18 protein-coding genes are annotated in these 22,291 nt (G+C 30.2%); 1 reads left to right on the top strand and 17 read right to left on the bottom strand.

Going from position 1 to position 22,291, the window contains the following annotated elements; all coding sequences use genetic code 11:
* Window positions 1–3 precede the first annotated feature (3 nt).
* From QU666_RS02970 to QU666_RS02920, 11 genes are all read right to left on the bottom strand, one after another.
* On the bottom strand, window positions 4–1,176 hold the full coding sequence (locus tag QU666_RS02970) for a hypothetical protein (RefSeq protein WP_021768383.1): 1,173 nt from the start codon (window positions 1,174–1,176) through the stop codon (window positions 4–6).
* The gene (locus tag QU666_RS02965) at window positions 1,160–3,751 is read right to left on the bottom strand and encodes a DUF2339 domain-containing protein (RefSeq protein WP_021768384.1); all 2,592 of its coding nucleotides are present in this window, start codon (window positions 3,749–3,751) and stop codon (window positions 1,160–1,162) included. The genes QU666_RS02970 and QU666_RS02965 overlap by 17 nt, the downstream gene beginning before the upstream one ends.
* Before the next feature lie 133 nt (window positions 3,752–3,884).
* Window positions 3,885–4,736: an agmatinase gene (gene speB / locus QU666_RS02960; protein ID WP_021768385.1), complete on the bottom strand. Its 852-nt coding sequence runs from the start codon at window positions 4,734–4,736 to the stop codon at window positions 3,885–3,887.
* Between the two features lie 30 nt (window positions 4,737–4,766).
* On the bottom strand, window positions 4,767–5,609 hold the full coding sequence (gene speE / locus QU666_RS02955; RefSeq protein ID WP_021768386.1) for a polyamine aminopropyltransferase: 843 nt from the start codon (window positions 5,607–5,609) through the stop codon (window positions 4,767–4,769).
* A 137-nt stretch (window positions 5,610–5,746) separates the two neighbouring features.
* Complete coding sequence (locus QU666_RS02950) at window positions 5,747–6,277, bottom strand: glycoside hydrolase family 108 protein (RefSeq protein ID WP_021768387.1); 531 nt, start codon at window positions 6,275–6,277, stop codon at window positions 5,747–5,749.
* Window positions 6,278–6,349: 72 nt separating this feature from the next.
* Entirely contained in the window at window positions 6,350–7,813 is a 1,464-nt protein-coding gene (locus QU666_RS02945) for an aminotransferase class I/II-fold pyridoxal phosphate-dependent enzyme (protein ID WP_036069938.1), read from the bottom strand.
* Window positions 7,814–8,587: 774 nt separating this feature from the next.
* Entirely contained in the window at window positions 8,588–9,451 is an 864-nt protein-coding gene (gene speD, locus QU666_RS02940) for an adenosylmethionine decarboxylase (RefSeq protein WP_036069950.1), read from the bottom strand.
* Between the two features lie 270 nt (window positions 9,452–9,721).
* Window positions 9,722–10,597 (bottom strand): hypothetical protein, encoded by an 876-nt coding sequence (locus QU666_RS02935; protein ID WP_021769504.1) that lies wholly within the window; start codon window positions 10,595–10,597, stop codon window positions 9,722–9,724.
* 12 nt (window positions 10,598–10,609) lie between these two features.
* Entirely contained in the window at window positions 10,610–11,149 is a 540-nt protein-coding gene (locus QU666_RS02930; protein ID WP_036071185.1) for a hypothetical protein, read from the bottom strand.
* Window positions 11,150–11,438: 289 nt separating this feature from the next.
* Window positions 11,439–12,401 (bottom strand): AEC family transporter, encoded by a 963-nt coding sequence (locus QU666_RS02925; protein WP_021769506.1) that lies wholly within the window; start codon window positions 12,399–12,401, stop codon window positions 11,439–11,441.
* A 157-nt stretch (window positions 12,402–12,558) separates the two neighbouring features.
* Window positions 12,559–14,664, bottom strand: coding sequence for a glutamine synthetase III (locus QU666_RS02920; RefSeq protein ID WP_021769507.1), 2,106 nt, complete (start codon window positions 14,662–14,664; stop codon window positions 12,559–12,561).
* 291 nt (window positions 14,665–14,955) lie between these two features.
* Here QU666_RS02920 and QU666_RS02915 point away from each other — a divergent pair, with 291 nt between their 5' ends.
* Entirely contained in the window at window positions 14,956–15,624 is a 669-nt protein-coding gene (locus tag QU666_RS02915) for a hypothetical protein (protein ID WP_021769508.1), read from the top strand.
* 77 nt (window positions 15,625–15,701) lie between these two features.
* On the opposite strand, the gene QU666_RS02910 is transcribed toward QU666_RS02915, so the two are convergent.
* The 6 genes from QU666_RS02910 to QU666_RS02885 form a co-directional block, all read right to left on the bottom strand.
* Window positions 15,702–16,751 carry a 2,3-butanediol dehydrogenase gene (locus QU666_RS02910; RefSeq protein WP_021769509.1) on the bottom strand — a complete coding sequence of 350 codons (1,050 nt, stop codon included), beginning with the start codon at window positions 16,749–16,751 and terminating at the stop codon, window positions 15,702–15,704.
* A gap of 160 nt (window positions 16,752–16,911) precedes the next feature.
* Window positions 16,912–17,868, bottom strand: a complete 957-nt coding sequence (locus tag QU666_RS02905; RefSeq protein ID WP_021769510.1) for an acetyl-CoA carboxylase carboxyltransferase subunit alpha — start codon at window positions 17,866–17,868, stop codon at window positions 16,912–16,914.
* A gap of 34 nt (window positions 17,869–17,902) precedes the next feature.
* On the bottom strand, window positions 17,903–18,754 hold the full coding sequence (gene accD / locus QU666_RS02900) for an acetyl-CoA carboxylase, carboxyltransferase subunit beta (RefSeq protein WP_021769511.1): 852 nt from the start codon (window positions 18,752–18,754) through the stop codon (window positions 17,903–17,905).
* A gap of 97 nt (window positions 18,755–18,851) precedes the next feature.
* Window positions 18,852–19,811: an RluA family pseudouridine synthase gene (locus tag QU666_RS02895; protein ID WP_021769512.1), complete on the bottom strand. Its 960-nt coding sequence runs from the start codon at window positions 19,809–19,811 to the stop codon at window positions 18,852–18,854.
* 15 nt (window positions 19,812–19,826) lie between these two features.
* Window positions 19,827–20,930, bottom strand: coding sequence for a rod shape-determining protein RodA (rodA, locus tag QU666_RS02890; RefSeq protein ID WP_021769513.1), 1,104 nt, complete (start codon window positions 20,928–20,930; stop codon window positions 19,827–19,829).
* Between the two features lie 23 nt (window positions 20,931–20,953).
* Entirely contained in the window at window positions 20,954–22,171 is a 1,218-nt protein-coding gene (locus QU666_RS02885; RefSeq protein WP_021769514.1) for a pitrilysin family protein, read from the bottom strand.
* Between the last annotated feature and the right edge of the window lie 120 nt (window positions 22,172–22,291).

The raw sequence follows: 22,291 nt of genomic DNA, 5'->3' as shown, positions 1-22,291 counted from the left end.
CTTCTATTTTTTATTTTTATTTATTTTATTTACCATAAATCCAATTAATATTACCACAACCATCCCTATAAAAACATTATAATAAACCGTGTAATCTCTTGGCTTTGAAACTTTCTTTACATCTGCCTTTTCCAATGTTCCTACAAAAACTTCATCCCGTTCTTTTATTGAATCAGCAAATTCCGCAATATCGTACTCAGGCTTATCTAAACTTTCATCTCCAAAGGTTATTTTATAATCTTCCCCTTCTGTCGCCCTAAACACAATTCTGTCTGGAACATAGTTTCCTGTTACTCCATTTATTTTGAGCGGTGAATTATCTCCATTCTGTATTTCAACGATTATTTCAGACAATTTTGGAACATTTTCTAAATTTATTATCAAATTTGACTTTTCCCCAACTTTAGAAATTATGCCTTCCACATAAAAATTATCTCCACTTCTCACAGTATAATTTCTCTGAAACTCATCATTTACATCTAGAACAATATTTTTTAATGGCAAAAACTTGCTCTTGATTTTCAAAATTGTACTTTTTCCTTCCTGCTCAATCTTATAATCCAATTTTGTCCCTACAGTTTTAAGTTTTCCAGCCTCATTATTTGACAATTTCAAAATTGCTTCACTAAAGATATTTCCTTTATCTAACGGCGTTACAATTTTATAAAATTCATATCTTTTTTCTGAAAATTCGATTGTAAAGTTTGACTTATCAGGTGTCTTATAAATTTCTCCTGAAGTTACCTGTTCCCAATCTGTACCGTTATTACTTCCAAGCAAAGTATACTCGGTGTAAAAATTTTTGGAAGGAATCAGCTCGAGCCTGTTTCCAATTATATCCTTTAACGAACTGTCGGAATTAAATTTCACAATAAATTCCATTTTATCCTTTTTCGTCAATACTTCAGCTATTTTTGCCCTTGCCACAATTTTTTCACTGTGCTTTTCCTGCTCTTTTTTAGTTTCGATAACATAAGGAACTTCCTTCCCATTTTTATCAATTATCCGTATATCTCCAAGATTATTTTTACTGTTCTCATAAATATCCTCTGTCAAAAAAAATTGCTTGTATGCCGACTTTCCTGTTATTTTTATAGTTTTAAAATACTGGCTGGAAAAAAGTTGAACAATTGTCAATAAAAATAAAAACAATATTATTTTATTTATTTTCTTCATCTTTCTCACCTTCCCCAAAATCCGTGCCACTCAAACTCTCTTTCACTTCCTGTTCCAACTTCTTCAAAGCCGTCTGATAAATATAAGAAGTTCCAATCAAAATAGCCCCCATACTAAAGTAAGCAATCAACTTATAGGAATTATCAAATCGTAAGAAATCCCATAAAAAACTTTTTGCCACAAAAAATATTCCTATCCCAAGCCCAATTCTTCTAACATTCCTATTTGGCACTTTAAACCCTTTCCAAACTAAGTATCCGCACAATAGCAGTCCAACTATATCCAAAGCCAATCCAGCTCCTAAAATTAATACACCTGAATGTTCATATATTCGTAAAATAATATTTGCTACACAAAGGAAATATATTGATTCTCCCAGTATCCACAACGGCTTTTTCTCATTTTTTTTGAAAAAGCATAAATGAATATCATTTTTAGCCACAATAAACAAATAAAGATTTACAAAAATTAATAAAATTAAAGATAGCAGATAACTTATTGGAATTTTCTCTTCTTGTATATTCCAGCTCCAACCAGAAATATATAAGATAAAATTAATCATATTTATGAATAGTAAATAAATTATTTCAATTATTACTAAAAATCTCAAGCTAAAACTATCCTGCAATTTCTTTATTTTATACGTTACCGTTCTTAAAATAAAAAGTGAAAATAATACGCCAAACAATACATCTTTACCATAATTTATAGTTTCAAATGAAGTAACAACATCAAAAACAACTTTATTTATAAAAAATATTGAATATGCAAAAATCAGATATTTAAATATTCCATTTAAAATCCTAACTTCCGTCTTGTAGCTTTTTTGTTTTATCAGGAAATAAAGCACAAATGAAAATAATATTATCATCAAATCCTGAATATACACAAGTAAATATTTTTCTTCCCGCACAATCAAATTACTTACCAGTGAAACTAGATAAATCGCAATCGTTCCATATCGCATTTCTTTATTTTTATATTTTCTATAAAAGAAATATAATAGTGCAGTTTCAGCACCCCATGCAACCACAACAAATTTTTCTGGCACAATTAACGGAATAATTAGGATAAAACTTCCTAATGCCACGATATAAAAGATTTTTGCAACTTTGTTGTCCTTGAGCCTGTCGCCAAAAAATCCGTAAATTATTCCGACTGTTCCAACTAATATTGCTTTTAGCCAACTTGGCGTTGCCTTGTCAAACAGGCTGTAAATCAATGAAAATTTTATAATTAGATTTAAACTTAGAAATATATAGTCGATTATGTTGCTTTGACGGTTTTCTTTCTTGTGAGAATTTAGGAAAATGAAACTGTATGCTGTTGTGAAAATTACGATATAGAAAAATGCCGTAATCTTGTCGTGAATACTGTAATTTAAATAATAAACTAGCCCCGTCATATTCACTACACCTGTAACAAATCCAAAAATCTTGCTGTATATCCAGTCTTTTTTCCAAGAAACTCCAAGCACAATTCCCTGCAAAATCAAAGAATATGCCAAAACATAATAAATCTGGACATTGCTCTTATTCACCCAAATATAGGCTCCGTAAGGCAAATATCCACCAATTAGCGACAATACTCCGATTATCTGGCTATCATATCGCAATGAAAGAATCACAACCAGCCCTGTCAGTATTACTGATATAAAAAGTCCCGCTGTCATTGGATAAAGTTTGAGATAAAGTGTAGAAAGAAGCGTAGTCAAATAAAGAATCCCAATTCCACCGCCAATCAGCCCAACTGCAAAATGCTTTTTATTTTTCTGATAAAATTTTTCTCCAGTAAAAAGAAAAAACATCCCAAGCAAATACGAAGCCGAACTTTTTACATAATTATTTGCCAAAATTTTTACAAACTGTGTCCGAAATACCAAAAAAACTCCCAAAAAGATTGATATTATCCCTAAAAAGTTAAAACCCTTCAAACCAATAAGTTTTTCAAATACAAATCTTTTTTTCTCTCTTTCAAAAAGAAACTCCCCTTCCTTCAAAGCCGTTTCTTCTTTTATTTTATTATGAAAAACCGAAGATTCCTCTTGAAGAAATACCTTATTTTCAAAAGTTTTCCTATTACTTTTCTCTAAAAAATGACCAATTTTTTCATTAATTTTTTTAAGTTCATCTCTTAAAGAATCAGCTTCATCTGAAAATTCGTGAGAAAGATTTCTTTCCAGCATTTTGACTTTTCTCTTCATTTTCTCTGCATAATTAGAAAGTCTTCTAGTCACTCCACTTTCCAATTCCACATTCATCTTCTCAGCCAAAATATTCTGAAACTTATCAATCTCACCATTTCTCCTAATTTTTCTCGCTTCCTTCAATTCCTCAATAAGTACTGCATTACTATTTTTAAGCCTTCCAATTTCCTCTTCCTTAACTTTCATCTTTTCATGAAATGCCTTTAAATCCTTCGCCAGCCTTTCATTATCTTCCAAAAGTTCTTTTTCCCTGCTTATTCCAGCCTCATTTTTTATATTTGCAATTATTGATTCTATCTCCGAATTTATTCTCCCAATTTCATTATACTTATTCTCAAGATTCTCTAATTCTTTTAGTTTGTTAATCATTGTAAAAACACCTCAAAACTCGCAAATTTTTTATAAATATATTCTGTCAGTTTTTTGCAATATATTATACAATTATAATATTCAAAAAAGTATCTGTATCATTTATATATAAACACTTTTCCTTAAAATAAATCTATTTATAAATAAACAGCAAAATTTCTCTAAGCAGTTTGCAAGCTAGTGCCGTAGATTGCCCAGACTGATCATATACAGGCGATAATTCGTTCATATCAAGCCCAACAATATTTAACTGCGAAATTTTTTCTATTGCCTTATGAAGTTCCACAAAAGTAACTCCTCCAGCTTCAGGCGTTCCAGTTCCAGGAAATTCCGATGGATCAAGTACATCTAGATCCAATGTAAAATACACAGGCTTCCCTTTTAATTTTTCTACAACTTCATCAAGTCCATCAAAATTAAATTTTGTTGTATGAAGATGTTCCTTTGCAAATTTCCATTCATCTCTTTCGCCACTTCTTATTCCAAACTGAAAAATTCTGTCATCTCCAACAATGTCCCAACATCTTCTAATTACAGAAGCATGCGAATAATACTGCCCTAAATACTCATCTCTCAAGTCTGTATGTGCGTCAAACTGGATAATGTGCAAATCTGGATATTTTTCAGCAACTGCTCTAACAGCTCCCAACGTAACAGAATGCTCTCCACCAATCATAAACGGAATTTTCCCATCCTTCAAAATTTTGGCTGTTTCATCCTGAATATCCTTCAATGTACTTTCCGAATTTCCAAACGAAAGTTCCAAATCTCCTCCATCAAAAACCTTAATATCCTCCAAATCCTTATCTTGATAAGGGCTATAAGTTTCTATCCCAAAACTCTCATTTCTCATAACTGCTGAAGCAAATCTAGTCCCTGGTCTAAACGAAGTTGTGCTATCAAATGGTGCTCCAAAAATAGCAATTTTGCTCTCATTATATTCATTGTCACATCCTATAAATGTATGTATATTTTTATTTCTCATATAACTTCTCCTTCTAGTTTTTATTCTAAATTATTTTATTAAATCTTTCACATAATTTGGCAAAGCAAAAGCCCCTTTATGCAATTCTGTATTATAATATCTTGTTTCTATCCCAAACTTATTCCATTCATCAGCCTTCAAGTCCTTTACAGGATTGTATTTTTTTGAAGCAAAACCAAATAGCCAATGTCCTGATGGATACGTCGGTATATGCAGCTGATAAACTGTCGCAAATGGGAAAACCGCACTTAATTGTTTGTTTGCTCTTGCCGTTGCTTTAGCATCTGCCTCATAATATGGGCTTTCGTGCTGATTCACAAGAATTCCGTCCTCTTTTAGTGCATTAAAGCAGTTTCCATAAAATTCTCTTGTAAATAAATCTTCTCCAGGCCCAAACGGATCTGTCGAATCCACAATTACAATATCATATTCATCAGTTTTTGAACGTACGAATTTTAGTCCATCCTCATAATAAATATGTACCCTTTCATTATCCAATTTATTTGCCGTCTTAGGCAAGTATTCTCGACAAATATCGACAACCATCTTGTCAATTTCCACCATATCAATTCTCTCAATATGTTCATACTTTACAAGTTCACGAACAGTACCTCCATCTCCAGCACCGATTACCAATATTTTCTTAGCCTTAGGATTTACAGCCATGGGAACGTGAGTTATCATCTCATGGTAAATAAACTCATCCTTTTCTGTCAGCATCATAAATCCATCCAATGTCAAAAATCGCCCAAATTCTGGCGACTCAAAAATATCAATTCTCTGAAAATCACTTTTTGCACTAACTAACTGCTTATCAATCTTTATAGAAAAACGAACATTTTTCGTATGTTCTTCTGTGTACCATAATTCCATCTGCTACACTCCTTTCAATTTGTATTACCTTTTTTTAATATCTAACCTTTTATTTCCAATATTTTGTACTTTAAAATTTTTTTATAAATTCCTCAACTTTTCCATTGTTTATAATTTTATTCTATTTCTTACACTCATTAAACATTTCTCAAATAATTTTCCTTAACCTTAACTCTGTTCAGCCATCCAGCTAGAAAATCATTCTGAGTTACATTATTTTTAGCAAGAGACTTGTAATATTCACGCTGTAAATTATGATAAGCCATCAAAAATTTAGCTGGATTAACTTCGTTTAAATATTTTAATGTCATAGGCCCAACCGCTCCATCTACACTAATTACATTTTTACCATAAACCTTGTTCACAGCCTCCTGAGCCTTTTTAATTCCATATCTCCCAGCATTTACTGAAAAATCAAATATGCTTAGTGCCACTTTATCATTTTTTACTTGATCCAATTTTCTAGCCTTATAATATTTTTCTTCATAAATTTTTTGTGCCATTGCTTTTGTTAAATCTTTCATACTACCTTTGTATCCACATTCTCTGGCTCGCTCCTTAGTAATGCCATATTTTGTTTCCCCGCCTTTATCATTCTTATCATTAGAGTAGCTTCCTTCAACTAGCAAAATATAATTAAAAAATTTCAAAAATCTGCTGTCAGCCATTTTTGTTTCCTTCTTTCATTTATTTTAATTGGAATTTCGCAGACACTATCTGCGTTTTTACGTCAAAAATTTTCACTCTAAAACAACATTTATCTTCTCAACATGCATATCTTCAGTTCCTGTAAGCAAACAGCCCTTTTCTTTCGCATATTCAATATAGCTTATAATTTCCTCAGTAATTCGCTCCCCCGGTGCTAATATCGGTATCCCTGGCGGATAAGCCATAACAAATTCCCCACTTATTTTACCAGCACTTTCCTTTATGGGAATCATTTCTTTTTCTGAATAAAAGGCTTTTTGTGGTGGAAGCACAACATCAGGATTTATGTACTCGTGATCAAACATTCCTGTAGAATCTTTTGAATAAAGCCTTTTAATTTCAGCAAGCGAAGAAATTAGCCGCTCTATTTCCAAACCTCTGTCCCCCGCTGAAATTATTGCCAAAATATTTCCTAAATCTCCAAATTCAATCTGAATTTCATAATCATCCCTCAAAATATCATAAACTTCAATTCCCGCAAGTCCAATATCCTTTGTATACACAGATAATTTTGTCGTATCAAAGTCATAAACTGAATCCCCGTCAATCAATTCTTTCCCATACGCATAATATCCGCCTAGTTTATTAATTTCATTTCTGGTATATTCTGCAAATTTAACTGTCTTTTCAAAAAGTTCTCTTCCATTTATCGCCAAATTTTTCCTTGCCACATCAAGCGAAGTCATAAGTAAATACGATGCACTTGTTGTTTGAGTCAAGTTTATAACTTGCCGAACATAATCAGCGTTTATTCTCTCACCACTTAACAAAATCGAACTTTGTGTTAAAGAACCGCCTGTCTTATGCATACTGATTGCCGCCATATCTGCTCCAGCTTCCATCGCTGAAATTGGTAAATTTTCATCAAAGTAAAAATGTGCTCCGTGTGCCTCGTCAACTAACACAAACATATCATTTTCATGTGCCAGCTTTACAATAGATTTCAAATCTGAACAAATTCCGTAATAAGTGGGATTATTCACTAGTATTGCTTTTGCATCAGGATTTTCCTGAATTGCCTTTTTCACATCATTAATCGACATTCCAAGTGATATTCCCAATTTCTTGTTAAGTCCGGGATTAATATAAACTGGTATCGCTCCACAAATTACCAGTGCATTAATAGCACTTCTATGCACATTTCTTGGAATAATGATTTTATCTCCAGCCTTGCAAGTTGCCATAATCATAGCCTGTACAGCCCCAGTCGTCCCGCTTACCATAAAATAAGCCTCTTTTGCCCCAAAAGCCTCTGCCGCTATATCCTGAGCCTCTTTTATAACCGAAGTTGGATGGCATAAATTATCAAGCGGCTTCATCGAATTAACATCCATCTGCATTGCATCCAGCCCAATAAAATCCCGAAACTCCTTATTTCCACGCCCTCCCTTATGCCCTGGCACATCAAATCTCACAACCCTGTTAGAAAGATGATTTTTTAAAGCATCAAAAAGAACAGTCTTATTTTGTCTATCTTTATCAATATTTTTCCCCATTTCTTCAACTCCTTTCATATTTTTTAATTTATTTATAATTTTAAATCCCAAAATTTTTTATTAAACATTTAGACAAGTACATTTACATTTTTATTAGTAACTATTTTTTTGTAATTTATATGTTTTTTCTTTTTCTTAAAAGCAAAGGGGAATAATCGCCATTCCCTTTTATTTCGCAATATTAGTTATTTCAATTTCTTCAAATTATAATATCTGAAGATTTTGGAGAAAGTTCTACGCACTAATGCCCGCTCGTCTAAGCATTTTTTGAAAACAAAAATTAAACTCGCTTCGCTCACTTTCACAAATAAAAATTGATAAAACTTTACAAAATAAATTTATTATAAAGATTATTGCGAAAGAAACACACAAATGTGTTTAGTAATTTTTATTTCCAAAAAATCACGACATTTCTGATTCAATTATAACAATTATTTTACTCATTATTTTCATGAATATAATTAAAAAATTTTTCATAAATTTCCGAGATTTTAATTTTTCAGTAAAAGGCAACTTGTTTGAGCTTTTCTGTTATATTTGAATTAAATAACAACCTTATGAAATTAAAATAACTTTTATTAAAAGCGAGTTTTGTCTTTTGCTGTAAAATTGAAATTCGAGAAGCGGGAGTGCAGAGGTATGGCGTTTGATACCTCTGCTTTAAAAAAATTAATATAAATAAAAATAAGAGAAAAACTATTATTAATCAAAATACTTTAGAAACCAAAATATAAAAAATATTTTTTTGATATTTAATTTACGTATAAAATATTCTTAATAAATATTCATTCCGCTATAAATTTCAATCATTTCCTTCCTAAGTCTATCTGTAATTTCCAGCCTTTTTTTAGGTGCAATTTCATAAACATCTTGATTGAATAGATAATTTTGTAATCTGATTTCCTTTATAAGCATTTTTGTATGAAAAATATTTGACTGATACACATTTACATCTATAGCATCGTAAATTTTTAACTTTTCTAGCTCAATATAATCTTGAATAGAAGTTATATTGTGATCTGTAAAAAATTTCTTTCCTGAAATATCTCTTGTAAATCCACGTATTCTGTAATCAATCGTAATTATATCCGAATCAAAGCTGTCTATCAGATAGTTTAACGTATTTAATGGCGAAATTTCCCCACAAGTTGCAATATCAATATCCACTCTAAAAGTGGAAATTGAATTATCTGGATGGTATTCCGGGAAAGTATGCACCGTTATATGGCTTTTATCCAAATGAGCGTGAACTGTGTCGGTGTCTTGACTTGTATTTCCCTTTTTCATGCTCTGGCTATCTATCCCAATTTCCTCAAAGAATGGTTTCCCTTGATTACAAGATTTATCAATGTTCTCAGGACTTATTCTTTCTTCTGCAATCAAAACATTTACAGAGGCTCCCTGTGGCTCATAATCCTGCTTTGATATATTCAAAACTTGTGCTCCTATCATTTCTGCCACACGAATAAGTATTTTTGTAAGCCTTTCTGAATTATACTGTTCGTCAATATACGCAATATAGTCCTTCTGCTCCCTCTCTGTTTCCGCATAGCAAATATCATAAATATTAAAACTTAATGTCTTTGTTAGATTATTGAATCCATATAGCTTAATTTTATTATTTTCCAACTCATTCATCACTTCCTCTCCTTTTCCATCAATTTCTTTCATATTTTTAAAACTCTTTTAAATACAGATAAATTTATGATTTAGATTTGATTTTAAAATCTTATTTTGATAGTCTTAAAAATTATTTATTTTTCTATATATTTTTAATTATTTTTTTGACTTATTTTTTCGCCAAATTATAACATTTATACACAATTTTTACAATTAAAATTGTAAAATGAATTTTCAAAAAAAATCACAGCTAAATTAATAACTGTGATTAATAAATAAAATATCTTTTTATAAAGCTATCCTATACTTAACTATCCTATTTCCACACCCCATAACATAAATTTCATCTTCAATTACACAAATTTTTACAATTCCTTCCTTCAATACTTTTTCCTGTTTTAAAATATGAAATTTACTATCTGTAATTACCAATTCTCCACTTTCCAAACCAATAAAATATTTCCCTTCAAATTCTTCAATGTACGTTATTTTTCTGTCAGAAATTTTTATCGAATTATAAAGCTCTTGATCCAAAATGTTCCATATTTCTATTTCACCATCTTCTGTTCCTGCAAAATATTGAAGTCCAACTATTTTTGAGTAAGTGTGATTATTTTCCGTTTTTACTTCAAATATTTTTTTTAATTTATTTTCAAAAATATTTATTGTATTTATATGTTTATAGTCTTCCCTAAATTTGATTATAACGTTTTCTCCACTTGTGAAAATTTTGTAATTTCCATTTTTTCTAGTTCTTGTCAACTTTGTAGAAATAAGTTCCTCTGTGTCAACATCATAGGAAAATAGACAATTTTTTTCAATATAGACAATCCTGCCGCTTGTTATGAAATTCATTACTTTTATGTTATCATTTGTATCAAATACAAGTTCAACTATTTTCTTTTTATTTCCATCACATTTATAAACTTTACCATTAGGAGTCGAAACAAAAAACATACTTGAAACAAATAACTGGTTTTTTTCTTTTATATATTTTATAATTTCGCAGTTTTTTACTTTTCCGCCGCTTTCCTTTTCAAATTTATTTTTATTAAAATATATCAGCTTTTCTCCAGTTGTTATAATTCTTTTGTTAACCGGCTCCACGCCAAAATCGTTTATTTTTGTTCTATATACAATATCTTCTTCTAAAATTAATTCCATTTTTCCCCTTAATTAATACACAATATCTTCAGTAGGATTATATCCGCTATCCTTCAATGTTTTTCGCATTTTCTCGCTTGTTTTGGAGAAAATTTCATTATTATAATATGTTTTCCAGTCCCCGTCAATCTTATTTGTGTCTAAAATATATTTAAATAGCATAAAAGTATCTTTTTTAGTTGCATCATAAGCATAAAGTCTGAAAGTATAATATCTTGGTTTTTTCTTTTCATCTTTTTTTGGAATATTTGTAGGAATCAGTTTTGCAATATCATTTTCAAAATCAATTAATATTTTAAAAATATTCTCATATGTCAATTCTCTTCTTTCACGTATATTGTAAACTAATCCAACTTCCAAATTATCTAGCCCAACATAATAAGTCATAAAATCACGTTCTACATCGCAATAAATATTTCCTGTCAAACGTGAACGACCTATAAGTTCAATTTCCTTAGTTACATATATATTCGGATCTTTTATCCAATTACAAGTTTTTGAAAATGAAATACCCGACACCAATAAAATAATTAATATGATTAATTTTTTCACGTTTCCTCCCAATGTTTACAATTTCATTTAATATAAATATTTTATAAAAATATCCTTATAATTAAGTTTTAAAATACATAGTTTTAGATTTTAAAACTTTGTGAAAAATATTTTATTATTATGTTTATAAGTTTTATTTTACCTTTTATTTTTATTAACATATATCACTAATAAAAGTTTACCATATTTTTTTATTAATTTCAAGACATATATTAAAACCTCTTTAAAAGCAAACTCAAAAATCAAGTTTTTACGTAAAAAAGAAAATCAAATTAATGATTTTCCAAAATTATATATGTATAATATTTAAAATACTCATCAAAATAGGTACTACTAATATAAATAAAATTGTACTTGTTGTAACTACATTGGTAGAATATCCAATATCCCCATTAGTTTCATTAGCCAAAATTGGCAATGCTGCAAAGACTGGTGCTGCCGACTGTATCACAAATGTCTTTATTTCCAGTTCATTCAACTGCACAAAATGTCCAGCAATTTTTAATAATACTATCATGACAATTGACGAAAATACAAATCTTCCAAGTAAAGCCAAATTTGTATCCAAATCAAACCGAATACTGTGAAGCCCTGCATCTGCTAGCACTATTCCTATATACAGCAACGCAAGAGGAGTTACAACACTTCCAAGATATTTGGTAGTTTCTACAATTGGAGTTATCACTCTTATGCCTGACAAAAGTACAGCAAAGGCTATCACAAAAGCAATAAGTGGAGGAGATAATAATTTTTTTAAATTAAATCCACCTTTTCCATCTTTATTACCGTCAATCGAATCTCCTGATAAAAGCATGTATCCCAATGTCCAGATTGACACAGTATTTGTAATGTAATACATCAAATAATATTTTGAAGCGGCTTCTCCAAAAAGTGCCATATTTAACGGAAGCCCAATAAATATAGTATTTGCATTTACCACAGCATTATAAAAGATACCACGTCGTCCATCTCTCATTTTTACCATCTTTATCACAAAAAAAGCAGCCAAATATCCAATAATAACTGAAGCAAATGTAAAAATTAGACGATTTGACACTTCCTTCAAGGCATCCATATTCAAATATTTCAAAACTGAATAAAATATTGAGCAAGGCAAAGCCACATTTGTAATAAGTTTTGAAACATTTTCACTAAACGTATGGTGAAACCAGTGCCTTTTTTTCAAAATATATCCAACCGCAATCATAACAATAATAGGGAAAATACTTCCCAGTGATTTCAAAAAAATCATTTTTTAACATTCCTTTCTCTACTATACTCCATTTTTTTCACAATCAAACCTAATAATCCCATAACTTTTAAATTTGATTTTTCCACAATTTACTTCAAAAATATTATTTCAAACAAACAAAGCAAGGACTTTTAAAGCCCCTGCACTTTTATCAATACTATAACTTAAATAATAAATCCGTGTAAGTTGGGAAACTCCAATATTCTTGATCAATAACTTTTTCCAAATTATCACAAGGAATTCGTAATGCCTCAAGTCCTGTTACCAATTTTTCTTTTGCCAAATCTGTCTGTTTTCCTAAATCTTTTTCATTTCTTACTCGATTAATTTCTTTTTCAAGTGATTTTACTCCTTTTCTCAAGCTTGTAATATTTGCTAATACATCTTTTAAGATTTCTTCCTGCTCCTTTATGAACGCTTTCCCGTATTTTGAATTTTTTTCAATATGATCAGCTAATAAATTTGCATATTTTAATCCTGATGGCAAGATATTTTTGTTCGCAATGTCAATCAATGTTCTTGACTCTATGCTTAACTGAGTTACATATCTGTCTGCATAAGCATTGTATCTTGCAATAGATTCCTGTTCAGAAAGCATTCCAATTTCCTGAGTTAGTTTAAGCACATCTTTGTCTATCATTTTTCTAAGTGCTGTATTTGAAGCCACTTCGTTTGTAAGTCCACGTTTTTTAGCTTCTTTTGCCCACTCTTCACTGTATCCATTTCCATTAAAAATTATTCTATGATGTTTTTTATATGCATTAGCAATAATCTCATTTGCCACTTTCGGGAATGATTTTTCAGTTGCTTTTTCAAGTTTATCTGCATATTCAGACAGCACTTTTCCTACCATTGCATTTATTACAGCCGCAGAAGTTGCAGGTGTCGAACTTGATCCTGGCATTCTAAATTCAAATTTATTTCCAGTAAATGCAAACGGAGAAGTTCTATTTCTATCTCCAGCATCCATACTAAATGTAGGTAATACATCAACTGACAAGTTTACTTTTGATGATTCTGACACAGGTGCATCTTTTTTATATGCAATATTGCTTAAAACTGTTGTCAATTCATCACCTAAGAAAACTGAAATAATTGCAGGTGGTGCTTCATGTCCACCAAGTCTGTGATCATTTGTAGCAGTTGCAGTCGCATATCTTAACATCGGGTAATATCTGTCAACAGCTTCAATTACCGCAGCCACAAAAATTAAAAATTGAGTATTTGATTTCATATCTTTTCCAGGACTGAAAAGATTTTTACCATCATCTGTTCCTAGTGACCAGTTATTATGTTTACCTGAACCATTTACCCCTGCAAACGGTTTTTCGTGAAGCAATGCTACTAAATCGTGTCTTAACGCTGTTTTTTCAATAGTTTCCATTATTATCTGATTTTGATCCGATGCCAAGTTTGCTACTGAAAATAATGGTGCTACTTCAAACTGATTTGGAGCCACTTCATTATGTCTTGTTTTTGATGGAATGCCTAATTTCCATAATTCAACGTCAACATCACTCATAAAGTTTATTACTTTTTCTTTAATTTTTCCATAATAGTGATCGCTTAATTCCTGCCCTTTAGGTGCAGAAGCTCCAAATAACGTTCTTCCTGTAAGTAACAAATCATCTCTTGCTTCAAACATATCTTTTTTAACAAGAAAATATTCCTGCTCTACTCCCAAAGTATTAAATACATGATTAGAAGTTTTATTTCCAAAAGCACGCAAAACTCTTAATGCTTGTCCACTTATATATTTCATTGATCTTAATAAAGGCACTTTTTTGTCCAACGCTTCACCAGTAAATGAAATAAAGGCTGTGGGAATATACAATGTAACTCCATTTTTATTTTCTCTTATAAATGGATATGAACTTGTATCCCAGATTGTATAACCTCTTGCTTCAAATGTACTACGAAGTCCTCCATTCGGAAATGAAGATGCATCAGATTCGCCTTTTATCAAATTTTTTCCAGAAAACTTGTAAATAAGTTCCTCATTTTCAGTAGGTTCCAAAAATGAATCATGCTTTTCCGCTGTCAAGTCATTCAATGGCTGAAACCAGTGACAGTAGTGAGTAGCACCTCTTTTAGTCGCCCAATCTTTAATAGCGTTTGCAATAACTTCAGCAGTTTCTTTCGACAATTCAGTTTCCCCCAGTTGCGACGCCTTAAACTCTTTAAAAACAGCCTTGGAAACTCTTTTTTTCAAATTACTGTCCCTAAAGACATTTTCTCCAAAGCTTTTCATAGCGTTTTCCATAAATTTTAACCTCTTTTCCGTATCAATTTCTTATGAAGCAGTATTTTTAGTCTCTTCATTTTTTCAAATATATTTTATTATACAATGTGGGAAAATATAAGTCAAACAAAAAATTTTTTCATTTATTATTTCTTTATACATAAATAAATTTCTATTTTTTGAGTTATTTAATTATTTTGGTTAGGATATGTATAAAAATCTAAAATATTTTATTTTATAAAAAATAGTAAAAACTTAAAAAATATGTTAAAATAAATTCATAAACAAAACTACCAAAGGAGTTGATTACCTATGAAAAAATTACTAACTTTTCTACTACTAACACTTTCAATTCAGCTATTCTCAGCTAATTACAAAGTTGTTCTAAAGAAAGGCGTTACTTTATCACAGCAGGAAATTACAAAAAATAACAGTGAAATTGAGATTGCGGCTAAAAGGGATTATGATTCAATTAAACGAGCAGTATCAGTTGGGATGAAATCTATGATTTCCAGAATGTTGGATGAACAAATTCAATTACCCGCAATAAGTCAAAAAAATTCTCTTAAATTTCAGAAAAAAATGAACGAATTATATAATGATATGTTTGATTATATAATGGATAAAAACAAAATTGACGTTGAAAAGATAAGATATGTTACAAATGATATTGTTGAAGTAACATTAAATATAAAAACGCCAGATGTAACAACAAATTTACAAAAATATTCAGAATTAATGAATAACAACTTTCTAAACGAAAAAGAAATGAAAAATCTAAATAATTTCTCAGAAGACGAAATCTTTGATAAAATAATAACAAAAATGTTTAGTTCAATGAAACAAGCCTTCCAAAAAACCGATAAGTATGCTTCTATGAAAACAACAATTTACTTGGAAAAGGATAATGGAAAATGGGGAATTGCTGAACTTGATGAAAAGTTGAAAAATTATAAAGAAATGTATAAAATTACAAAATAATTCAATAAAATCTCTAAATTATAGAAATTCTATTATAAAAGGGCTATCCATATTAAGATAGCCCTCTGTTTTATTAATTATTTAGGTGATACTAAAATTTTAACTTGACTTTTTTCTTTTACAAGTGCTTCAAATCCTTCACTTACAATGTCTTCTAGTTTAATTCTTTTTGTTACTAATAAATCTTTTGAGAAGTATCCTTGCTTCATTAATTCTAATGTTTTAGGGAATACATCACGGTATGCGATAACTCCTTTTATTGTTCTTTCTTGAATTACCACTTCGTTAGGCTGAATCGGTGCTTCTGTTTCCCAGATACTTACAACCATCAATTCTCCGTCTTTTTCAGCCGCTTCTAAAGATTGCTGTAATACAGCGGGAACTCCTGTAACTTCATAAGAAACGTTTACTCCGCCATTTGTTTTTTCTTTTATAAATTCAACTGCATTCACTTTTGTAGGATCTACTATTATTGCTCCTAATTTTTTAGCTATTTCCTGTCTTTCAGGTGAAACTTCCACAGCATAAATTTCTGTTGCTCCAGATGCTCTCAATGCATCGATGATAAGAAGCCCGATTGGTCCGCAACCAAATACTGCTGCTGTATCTCCTGTATTAAATTTGCTTTGTCTAACTGCATAAACTGCTACTGCTGCAGGTTCTGTCAATGCTCCCTGTTCATAATCAATTTCATCTGGTAATTTATGAGCCTGATCCTCATTTACAACTACAAATTCAGAGAATCCTCCTCCTCCACCAGCAAGTCCAATAAAATTCAAGTTAGGATCCAAATTATATTTTCCAATTAAGCCATTTTTTGCTAAAATTGGTTCAACTGTAACTTTGTCTCCTACTTTGAATTTTGTAATTCCACTTCCTATTTCCACAACTTCTCCACAAAATTCGTGTCCCATTGTGATAGGGGCTTTTTCATTTGTATATGGATGCGGAGCATTTGCTGGAATAAATATTGGTCCTCCTAAATATTCGTGTAAATCACTTCCACAAATCCCAGCATATTTCACTGCAATTTTAATTTGATTTTCTTTCGTAATTTCAGGAACTTCGACTTCTTCCACTCTTACATCTTTTCTGTTATGCCATCTCGCAGCTTTCATAATTGCCATTTTATTACCTCCTAAATTAACTATTCATAATATTTTATAAATTTCTTTCTTGATACTCTAATAGTATACCCCATTTTTTCTCAAAAACAATACTTTATATCTATAAATTTATACAAAAAAATAAGACAAGTTAATTCTTGTCTTACCAAAATAATTATTTCTAATCTTCAATTTCTTCAAAGAAATCTCCCATATTTCTATATTTTTCGTATCTTCTTCTTAATAACTCACGAAGTGAAAATTTATCTATTCTCCTAAATTCCTTTAAAACAGCTTCTTTCAAGGTTTGAGCGGTCTCTTCAAAATTTCTATGAGCACCACCTAATGGCTCTTTTATAATTTCATCTATTATTCCTAGACTTTTTAAACTAATTGCATCCATTTTCAAACTTTTTGCAGCTTCTGGAGCTTTTGTTGAATCATTAAACAAAATTGAGGCACATCCTTCTGGAGAAATAACAGAATATACACTGTTTTCAAGCATTAAAATTGAATCTGCCACACCTATTCCCAATGCTCCTCCACTTCCACCTTCACCAATTACTACTGATACAATTGGTACTCGAAAACCAAACATTTCTGATAGATTTTTAGCGATGGCTTCTCCTTGTCCTTTTTCTTCTGCTTCTATTCCAGGATATGCTCCAGCCGTATCAATCAAAGTTAAAATTGGCAATTTAAAACGTTCTGCCATCCTCATTAATCTTAATGCTTTTCTATATCCTTCAGGACTGGCCATTCCAAAGTTTCTGTAAATATTTGAATCAATATCCCTTCCTTTTTGCTGTCCAATTATCATTATTTTGTACCCGTCAATTGTCGCAAGTCCACCTACAACGGCATTGTCATCTTTTGAAAGCCTATCTCCATGAAGTTCTACAAAATCCTGTGTTAATTCGTTTATATAATCTAAAGTATACGGTCTTTTAGGATTTCTTGAAATTTGAATTCTGTTCCAAGCATCCATTTCATTTTCTTCAAAATCTTTGTATTTATCTTCTAGATTTTTTTCCAGTTCTGTTATTTGAGCAGAGAAATCAATGCTTCTTTCAGCTGAAAATCTTTTTAACTCGGCTATATTGTCTTCCAATTCCTTAATTTCATCTTTTATACTCATAATTTTTATCCTTTCATTTGAAAAAATTTTAAATTTACACTAATTTTTCCAATACTCTATAAATCGTTGTTTTCAAATCTTTTCTTTCTGAAATTATGTCAATCATTCCGTGTTCCAACAAAAATTCTGCTCTTTGAAAGCCCTTTGGCAACTTCTGATTTACAGTTTGCTCAATAACTCTAGGTCCTGCAAAGGCAATCAAAGTATTTGGTTCTGTTATAATTACGTCTCCAAGCATTGCAAAAGAGGCAGTTACTCCTCCAGTAGTTGGATCAACTGGAACCGAAATAAAAGGTATTCCTGCTTCATTTAATTTTTTTACTGCTCCAGAAGTTTTGGCCATCTGCATAAGTGACAAAATTCCTTCCTGCATTCTAGCTCCACCAGAACTTGAAACAATCACAACTGGTATTTTATTTTTAAGCCCTCTTTCCAAAGCCCTTGTAATTCGCTCACCAACAACAGAACCCATACTTCCACCCATAAAATTAAATTCCATTGCTGCAATACTTACTTCTATTCCATTTATTGTTCCAGTTCCACTGATTACTCCATCCAACATTCGGCTTTTTTCACGTGCAACTTCAAGTTTTTCTTCATATTCAGGAAAATTTAATATATTTTTTGAATTGAGTGTCATATCCTTTTCCATAAATGTTCCTTCATCAATTAAGAGTTCAATTCTTTCAAATGCCGTTAATCTGAAATAATTCCCACATTTTGGACATACATTCAAATTATTTTTTAAATCCTCGTTATAAATAATCTCGTTACATTGATTACATTTTTTCCACTTGTTATCATCTACAACATCAACTGTCAATTTTGATTTAGATGTTAGTGTTACATATTTATTTTTCGATTTTCTACTTGAAAATAATCCCATTTTCTTCACCTCGTGTTTAAAATTAAATAACAGATGTTACAATACTTTATATAATACCTCATGTTTATTAGAAACAACTTTGTTTGTATATATTTTTTTAAAAAAATGCTTTATCAAAAATTGAAAACTTGTAATTATCAAAAGAAAGAAAGTAACAACAAAGAAAAAATCTGTCACTTCCGTCTTTTATACCATATTTTTTATCTCCAATAATTGGAAAACCTTGATCTGCGATTTGAACCCGTATCTGATGTTTTCGCCCTGTTACCAGCTCAATATCTAGAAGAGTTGCATTTTTACTATTTTTTCCCAATAAATTTAATATTTGTTTTGAATTTTTTAATTTATCAAAATTAATTTGTTTAAAATGTGTAATACTTTGTTTTGATTCCTTTGAAACAGGATTTTTTGAAACTGCTACCTTATTTTCTGTTGTTGTCAAATAATTTTCAATTGTAAAATTTTTCAAATTAAAATCTTGATTTTCTTTATTTATATTATGAACAACTGCAAAATATTTTTTATGAACTTCATTTTCTCTAATTTTCTTAGAAATATACCTCAAAAACTTCAAATTTTTACAACCTATGACAAGTCCTGATGTTTCAAAATCTAATCTATTTGCAAAATTAATGTTTTCATTTTTATAAATTTCTTTAAAAACTTCGGCAAGTCCATATTTATGACCAGTCCCCTTGTGCATTGGCACTTTTTCGCTTTTATTTACAATAAAAAAATCTTGATTTTCAAAAATAATCATTTTTTTATATTTTTCAATCTCATTTTTTTGTATTTCTAATTTTTTTACTTTATTTTTAGTTTTTTGTGACTTTTCATAATTATTTTGAAATAAATTTTTTACAGTAATTTTATCTTCTAATAAAAGCCTGTAATTTTCTTTTGATTTTTTTCCATTTACTTTAACATCTCCAGCTCTTATTGCTCCAAAAATTCTGCTAAGCGATTCATCCTTAAAATTTTTCCTCAAATATCTGTCTAGCCGCATTCCTTCCAGCTCAGAATCTACAATAACTTGCTTAACTTCTTTCTTTTCCAAAAATTCTCTCCTGTTTTAATCACTATGAAGTTTTATACTTTCAATTATTCCTATCATTATAAACGATGCCAAAAAGGAACTTCCACCATAACTCATAAACAATAGAGGTTTCCCTGTAACAGGTACAAGTCCGATTGTCATCCCAACATTTACAATTACATGCATGAATATTACTCCTGCAAGTCCATAGAGTATGAGTTTTCCAAAGTCATCTCTAATAATCCGAGCTATTCGCATTATTTCGTAAATTAGTCCAAAATAAAGCAATAATACCAGTGAAGACCCTACAAATCCCAATTCTTCAGATAATACTGAAAAAATAAAATCTGTCTGTGCTTCTGGTAAAAATTCTAATCTACTTTGACTTCCTTGTAAAACCCCCTTTCCTAATACTCCTCCTGCTCCAACTGAAATTTTTGACTGTATTACATGCCATCCGCTTCCTTTTCTATCAGTTTCAGGATGTAAAAATGTTTCTACCCGTGTTCTCTGATAATCACTCAGTACAAACCTATAAACTGGATAAACTGACAACATAACTACTATTGTTATTATCCAAATTGGTTTCATATTTGCACCATACAAAAAAATCATAAATACAAATGCACAAACTATTATTAATGTTGTTCCCAAATCAGGCTGTATCAAAATTAATAAAATAAGTGGTAATGAGGGTAAAATTGCTCCCACAATCTCTGTTAGATTATTAATTCCATTTTTATATTTTGTTGCAATCCAGTAAGCTATAATAATAATAATTGATACTTTTACAAATTCAGATGGCTGTAATTGAAATGGTCCTATTGAAATCCAACGCTGTGCTCCTAAAGTTTTTTTCCCAGCAAATCGTACAATTAATAATAAAGTCGCACCAATTCCATAAATATGCCAAATATATCTTTTTACAATTTTATAATCAATAGATGCCAAAATAAATAATAATACTGAACCTATCCCAATCCACAAAATATTTTTTATAACCATTCCGTTTTGTCTTGTCGCACTATACACAAATACTGTACTGATTGTTACAAGAGCGTATACTATTAATAAAATCATTTTATCCATCCGAAAAATACTATTTTTCATTCGATCAATTAATTTTTGACTTTGAAACATTTTTTTCTCCTATTTTCTTATTTTTATTTAATATTCCCCAAAACTGTAATATTTTCCGTCAAATATTTAGTTTTTGCAAAATTATTTACATCCTCAAGTTTTACTGCATTGACTTCATTTTTCATCTTTTCAGAATCTAGAATTTCATTTTTTCTAATATAATAATTTCCCAAAATTCCCATTCTTGAACGTGGATTTTCCATTGCAAATGCAATCCTGCTCATATATTTATTTTTTGCCTTCTGAAGTTCATCCTCTGTTACTCCATTTTCACGTAACTTTTTAAACTCTGAAAGTGTTATTTCTATTGCCTTTTCATAATTTTCCAGATTCGTTCCAATGTATGTCGATGTCAAGCCTCCTGATAAATAATATTGATTATATGTGTAAACAGAATAGGCAAGTCCATTTTTCTCACGAATTTCCTGAAAAAGTCTGGAACTCATTGAGCCACCAATTATATTTGCTAAAATATCTGTATATATTTTATTTTTACTGTTGTAATCTTCATTTTCATGTGAAATACAGATATTAACCTGGTTTATATCCTTTGTGACTATTTTCTTTCCAGCATTAAATGAAAAATCTATTTTATCACGTCTATCAGTCTTTTTATCGACTAATTTTGAAAAATACTGATCAATCTTTTGAATAATCTCATTTTTATCAAAATTTCCAGAAACAACAATTAAAATATTATCTTTTGTGTATCTTTCCTTGTAATATTTTCTGATTTCATCAGCAGTAAAGCCTTTTACACTTTCCTGTGTCCCAATAATAGGTTTTGAATACTGCCCGTTTATACTATCTGCATAATTCATTTCAAATACTAGATCATCTGGCGAATCCTTATACATCTTAATTTCTTCCACAATTACATCTTTTTCTTTTTCCAGTTCCTTTTCATCAATTGTAGAATTTGTAACAATGTCAAACAAAATATCCACAGATTTTCCTAGAAACTGTGTTAAGGCATTTATATAAAAAACTGTTTCTTCTTTAGTCGTATGTGCATTCACATTTGCCCCAAGATAATCAATTTCTTCAGAAATTTCAAAATAATTTCTAGTAGGAGTCCCTTTAAATACCATATGTTCTAGCACATGTGAAATTCCTTCCTCCGTATCACTTTCATCTCGTGAACCAGTTTTTACAAATACTCCAACTGAGCAGGTAGAAATACTTTCAAGTCTATCAAAAATTACTTCTATTCCACTATTTGTCTTTATTTTCTCTATCATACCATTCCCTTCTTTTTTATCTTATTCTAATTAATATTAATTTTTTCTATTAAAATTACCATGATAATTACGTTGAAATCTTGTGATTTTTTAGAATGTAAACAATTGATTTATACTACT

Source organism: Leptotrichia sp. HMT-225 (assembly GCF_030644325.1).
In the GTDB taxonomy this organism is placed as follows: domain Bacteria; phylum Fusobacteriota; class Fusobacteriia; order Fusobacteriales; family Leptotrichiaceae; genus Leptotrichia; species Leptotrichia massiliensis.
Note: the sequence above shows the minus strand (reverse complement) of the source record. Positions and strands in the feature narration are given on the sequence as shown.

What these genes read in the sequence shown, in the direction of transcription:
- QU666_RS02970 (WP_021768383.1), bottom strand. Translation starts at nt 1,176, where the DNA reads ATGAAGAAAATAAATAAAATAATATTGTTTTTATTTTTATTGACAATT.
- rodA (WP_021769513.1), bottom strand. Translation starts at nt 20,930, where the DNA reads ATGTTTCAAAGTCAAAAATTAATTGATCGAATGAAAAATAGTATTTTT.
- QU666_RS02925 (WP_021769506.1), bottom strand. Translation starts at nt 12,401, where the DNA reads ATGATTTTTTTGAAATCACTGGGAAGTATTTTCCCTATTATTGTTATG.
- accD (WP_021769511.1), bottom strand. Translation starts at nt 18,754, where the DNA reads ATGGGATTATTTTCAAGTAGAAAATCGAAAAATAAATATGTAACACTA.
- QU666_RS02910 (WP_021769509.1), bottom strand. Translation starts at nt 16,751, where the DNA reads ATGGCAATTATGAAAGCTGCGAGATGGCATAACAGAAAAGATGTAAGA.
- QU666_RS02935 (WP_021769504.1), bottom strand. Translation starts at nt 10,597, where the DNA reads ATGGAATTAATTTTAGAAGAAGATATTGTATATAGAACAAAAATAAAC.
- QU666_RS02915 (WP_021769508.1), top strand. Translation starts at nt 14,956, where the DNA reads ATGAAAAAATTACTAACTTTTCTACTACTAACACTTTCAATTCAGCTA.
- QU666_RS02950 (WP_021768387.1), bottom strand. Translation starts at nt 6,277, where the DNA reads ATGGCTGACAGCAGATTTTTGAAATTTTTTAATTATATTTTGCTAGTT.
- QU666_RS02905 (WP_021769510.1), bottom strand. Translation starts at nt 17,868, where the DNA reads ATGAGTATAAAAGATGAAATTAAGGAATTGGAAGACAATATAGCCGAG.
- QU666_RS02965 (WP_021768384.1), bottom strand. Translation starts at nt 3,751, where the DNA reads ATGATTAACAAACTAAAAGAATTAGAGAATCTTGAGAATAAGTATAAT.
- QU666_RS02945 (WP_036069938.1), bottom strand. Translation starts at nt 7,813, where the DNA reads ATGGGGAAAAATATTGATAAAGATAGACAAAATAAGACTGTTCTTTTT.
- QU666_RS02920 (WP_021769507.1), bottom strand. Translation starts at nt 14,664, where the DNA reads ATGGAAAACGCTATGAAAAGCTTTGGAGAAAATGTCTTTAGGGACAGT.
- speD (WP_036069950.1), bottom strand. Translation starts at nt 9,451, where the DNA reads ATGAATGAGTTGGAAAATAATAAAATTAAGCTATATGGATTCAATAAT.
- QU666_RS02885 (WP_021769514.1), bottom strand. Translation starts at nt 22,171, where the DNA reads ATGATAGAGAAAATAAAGACAAATAGTGGAATAGAAGTAATTTTTGAT.
- speB (WP_021768385.1), bottom strand. Translation starts at nt 4,736, where the DNA reads ATGAGAAATAAAAATATACATACATTTATAGGATGTGACAATGAATAT.
- speE (WP_021768386.1), bottom strand. Translation starts at nt 5,609, where the DNA reads ATGGAATTATGGTACACAGAAGAACATACGAAAAATGTTCGTTTTTCT.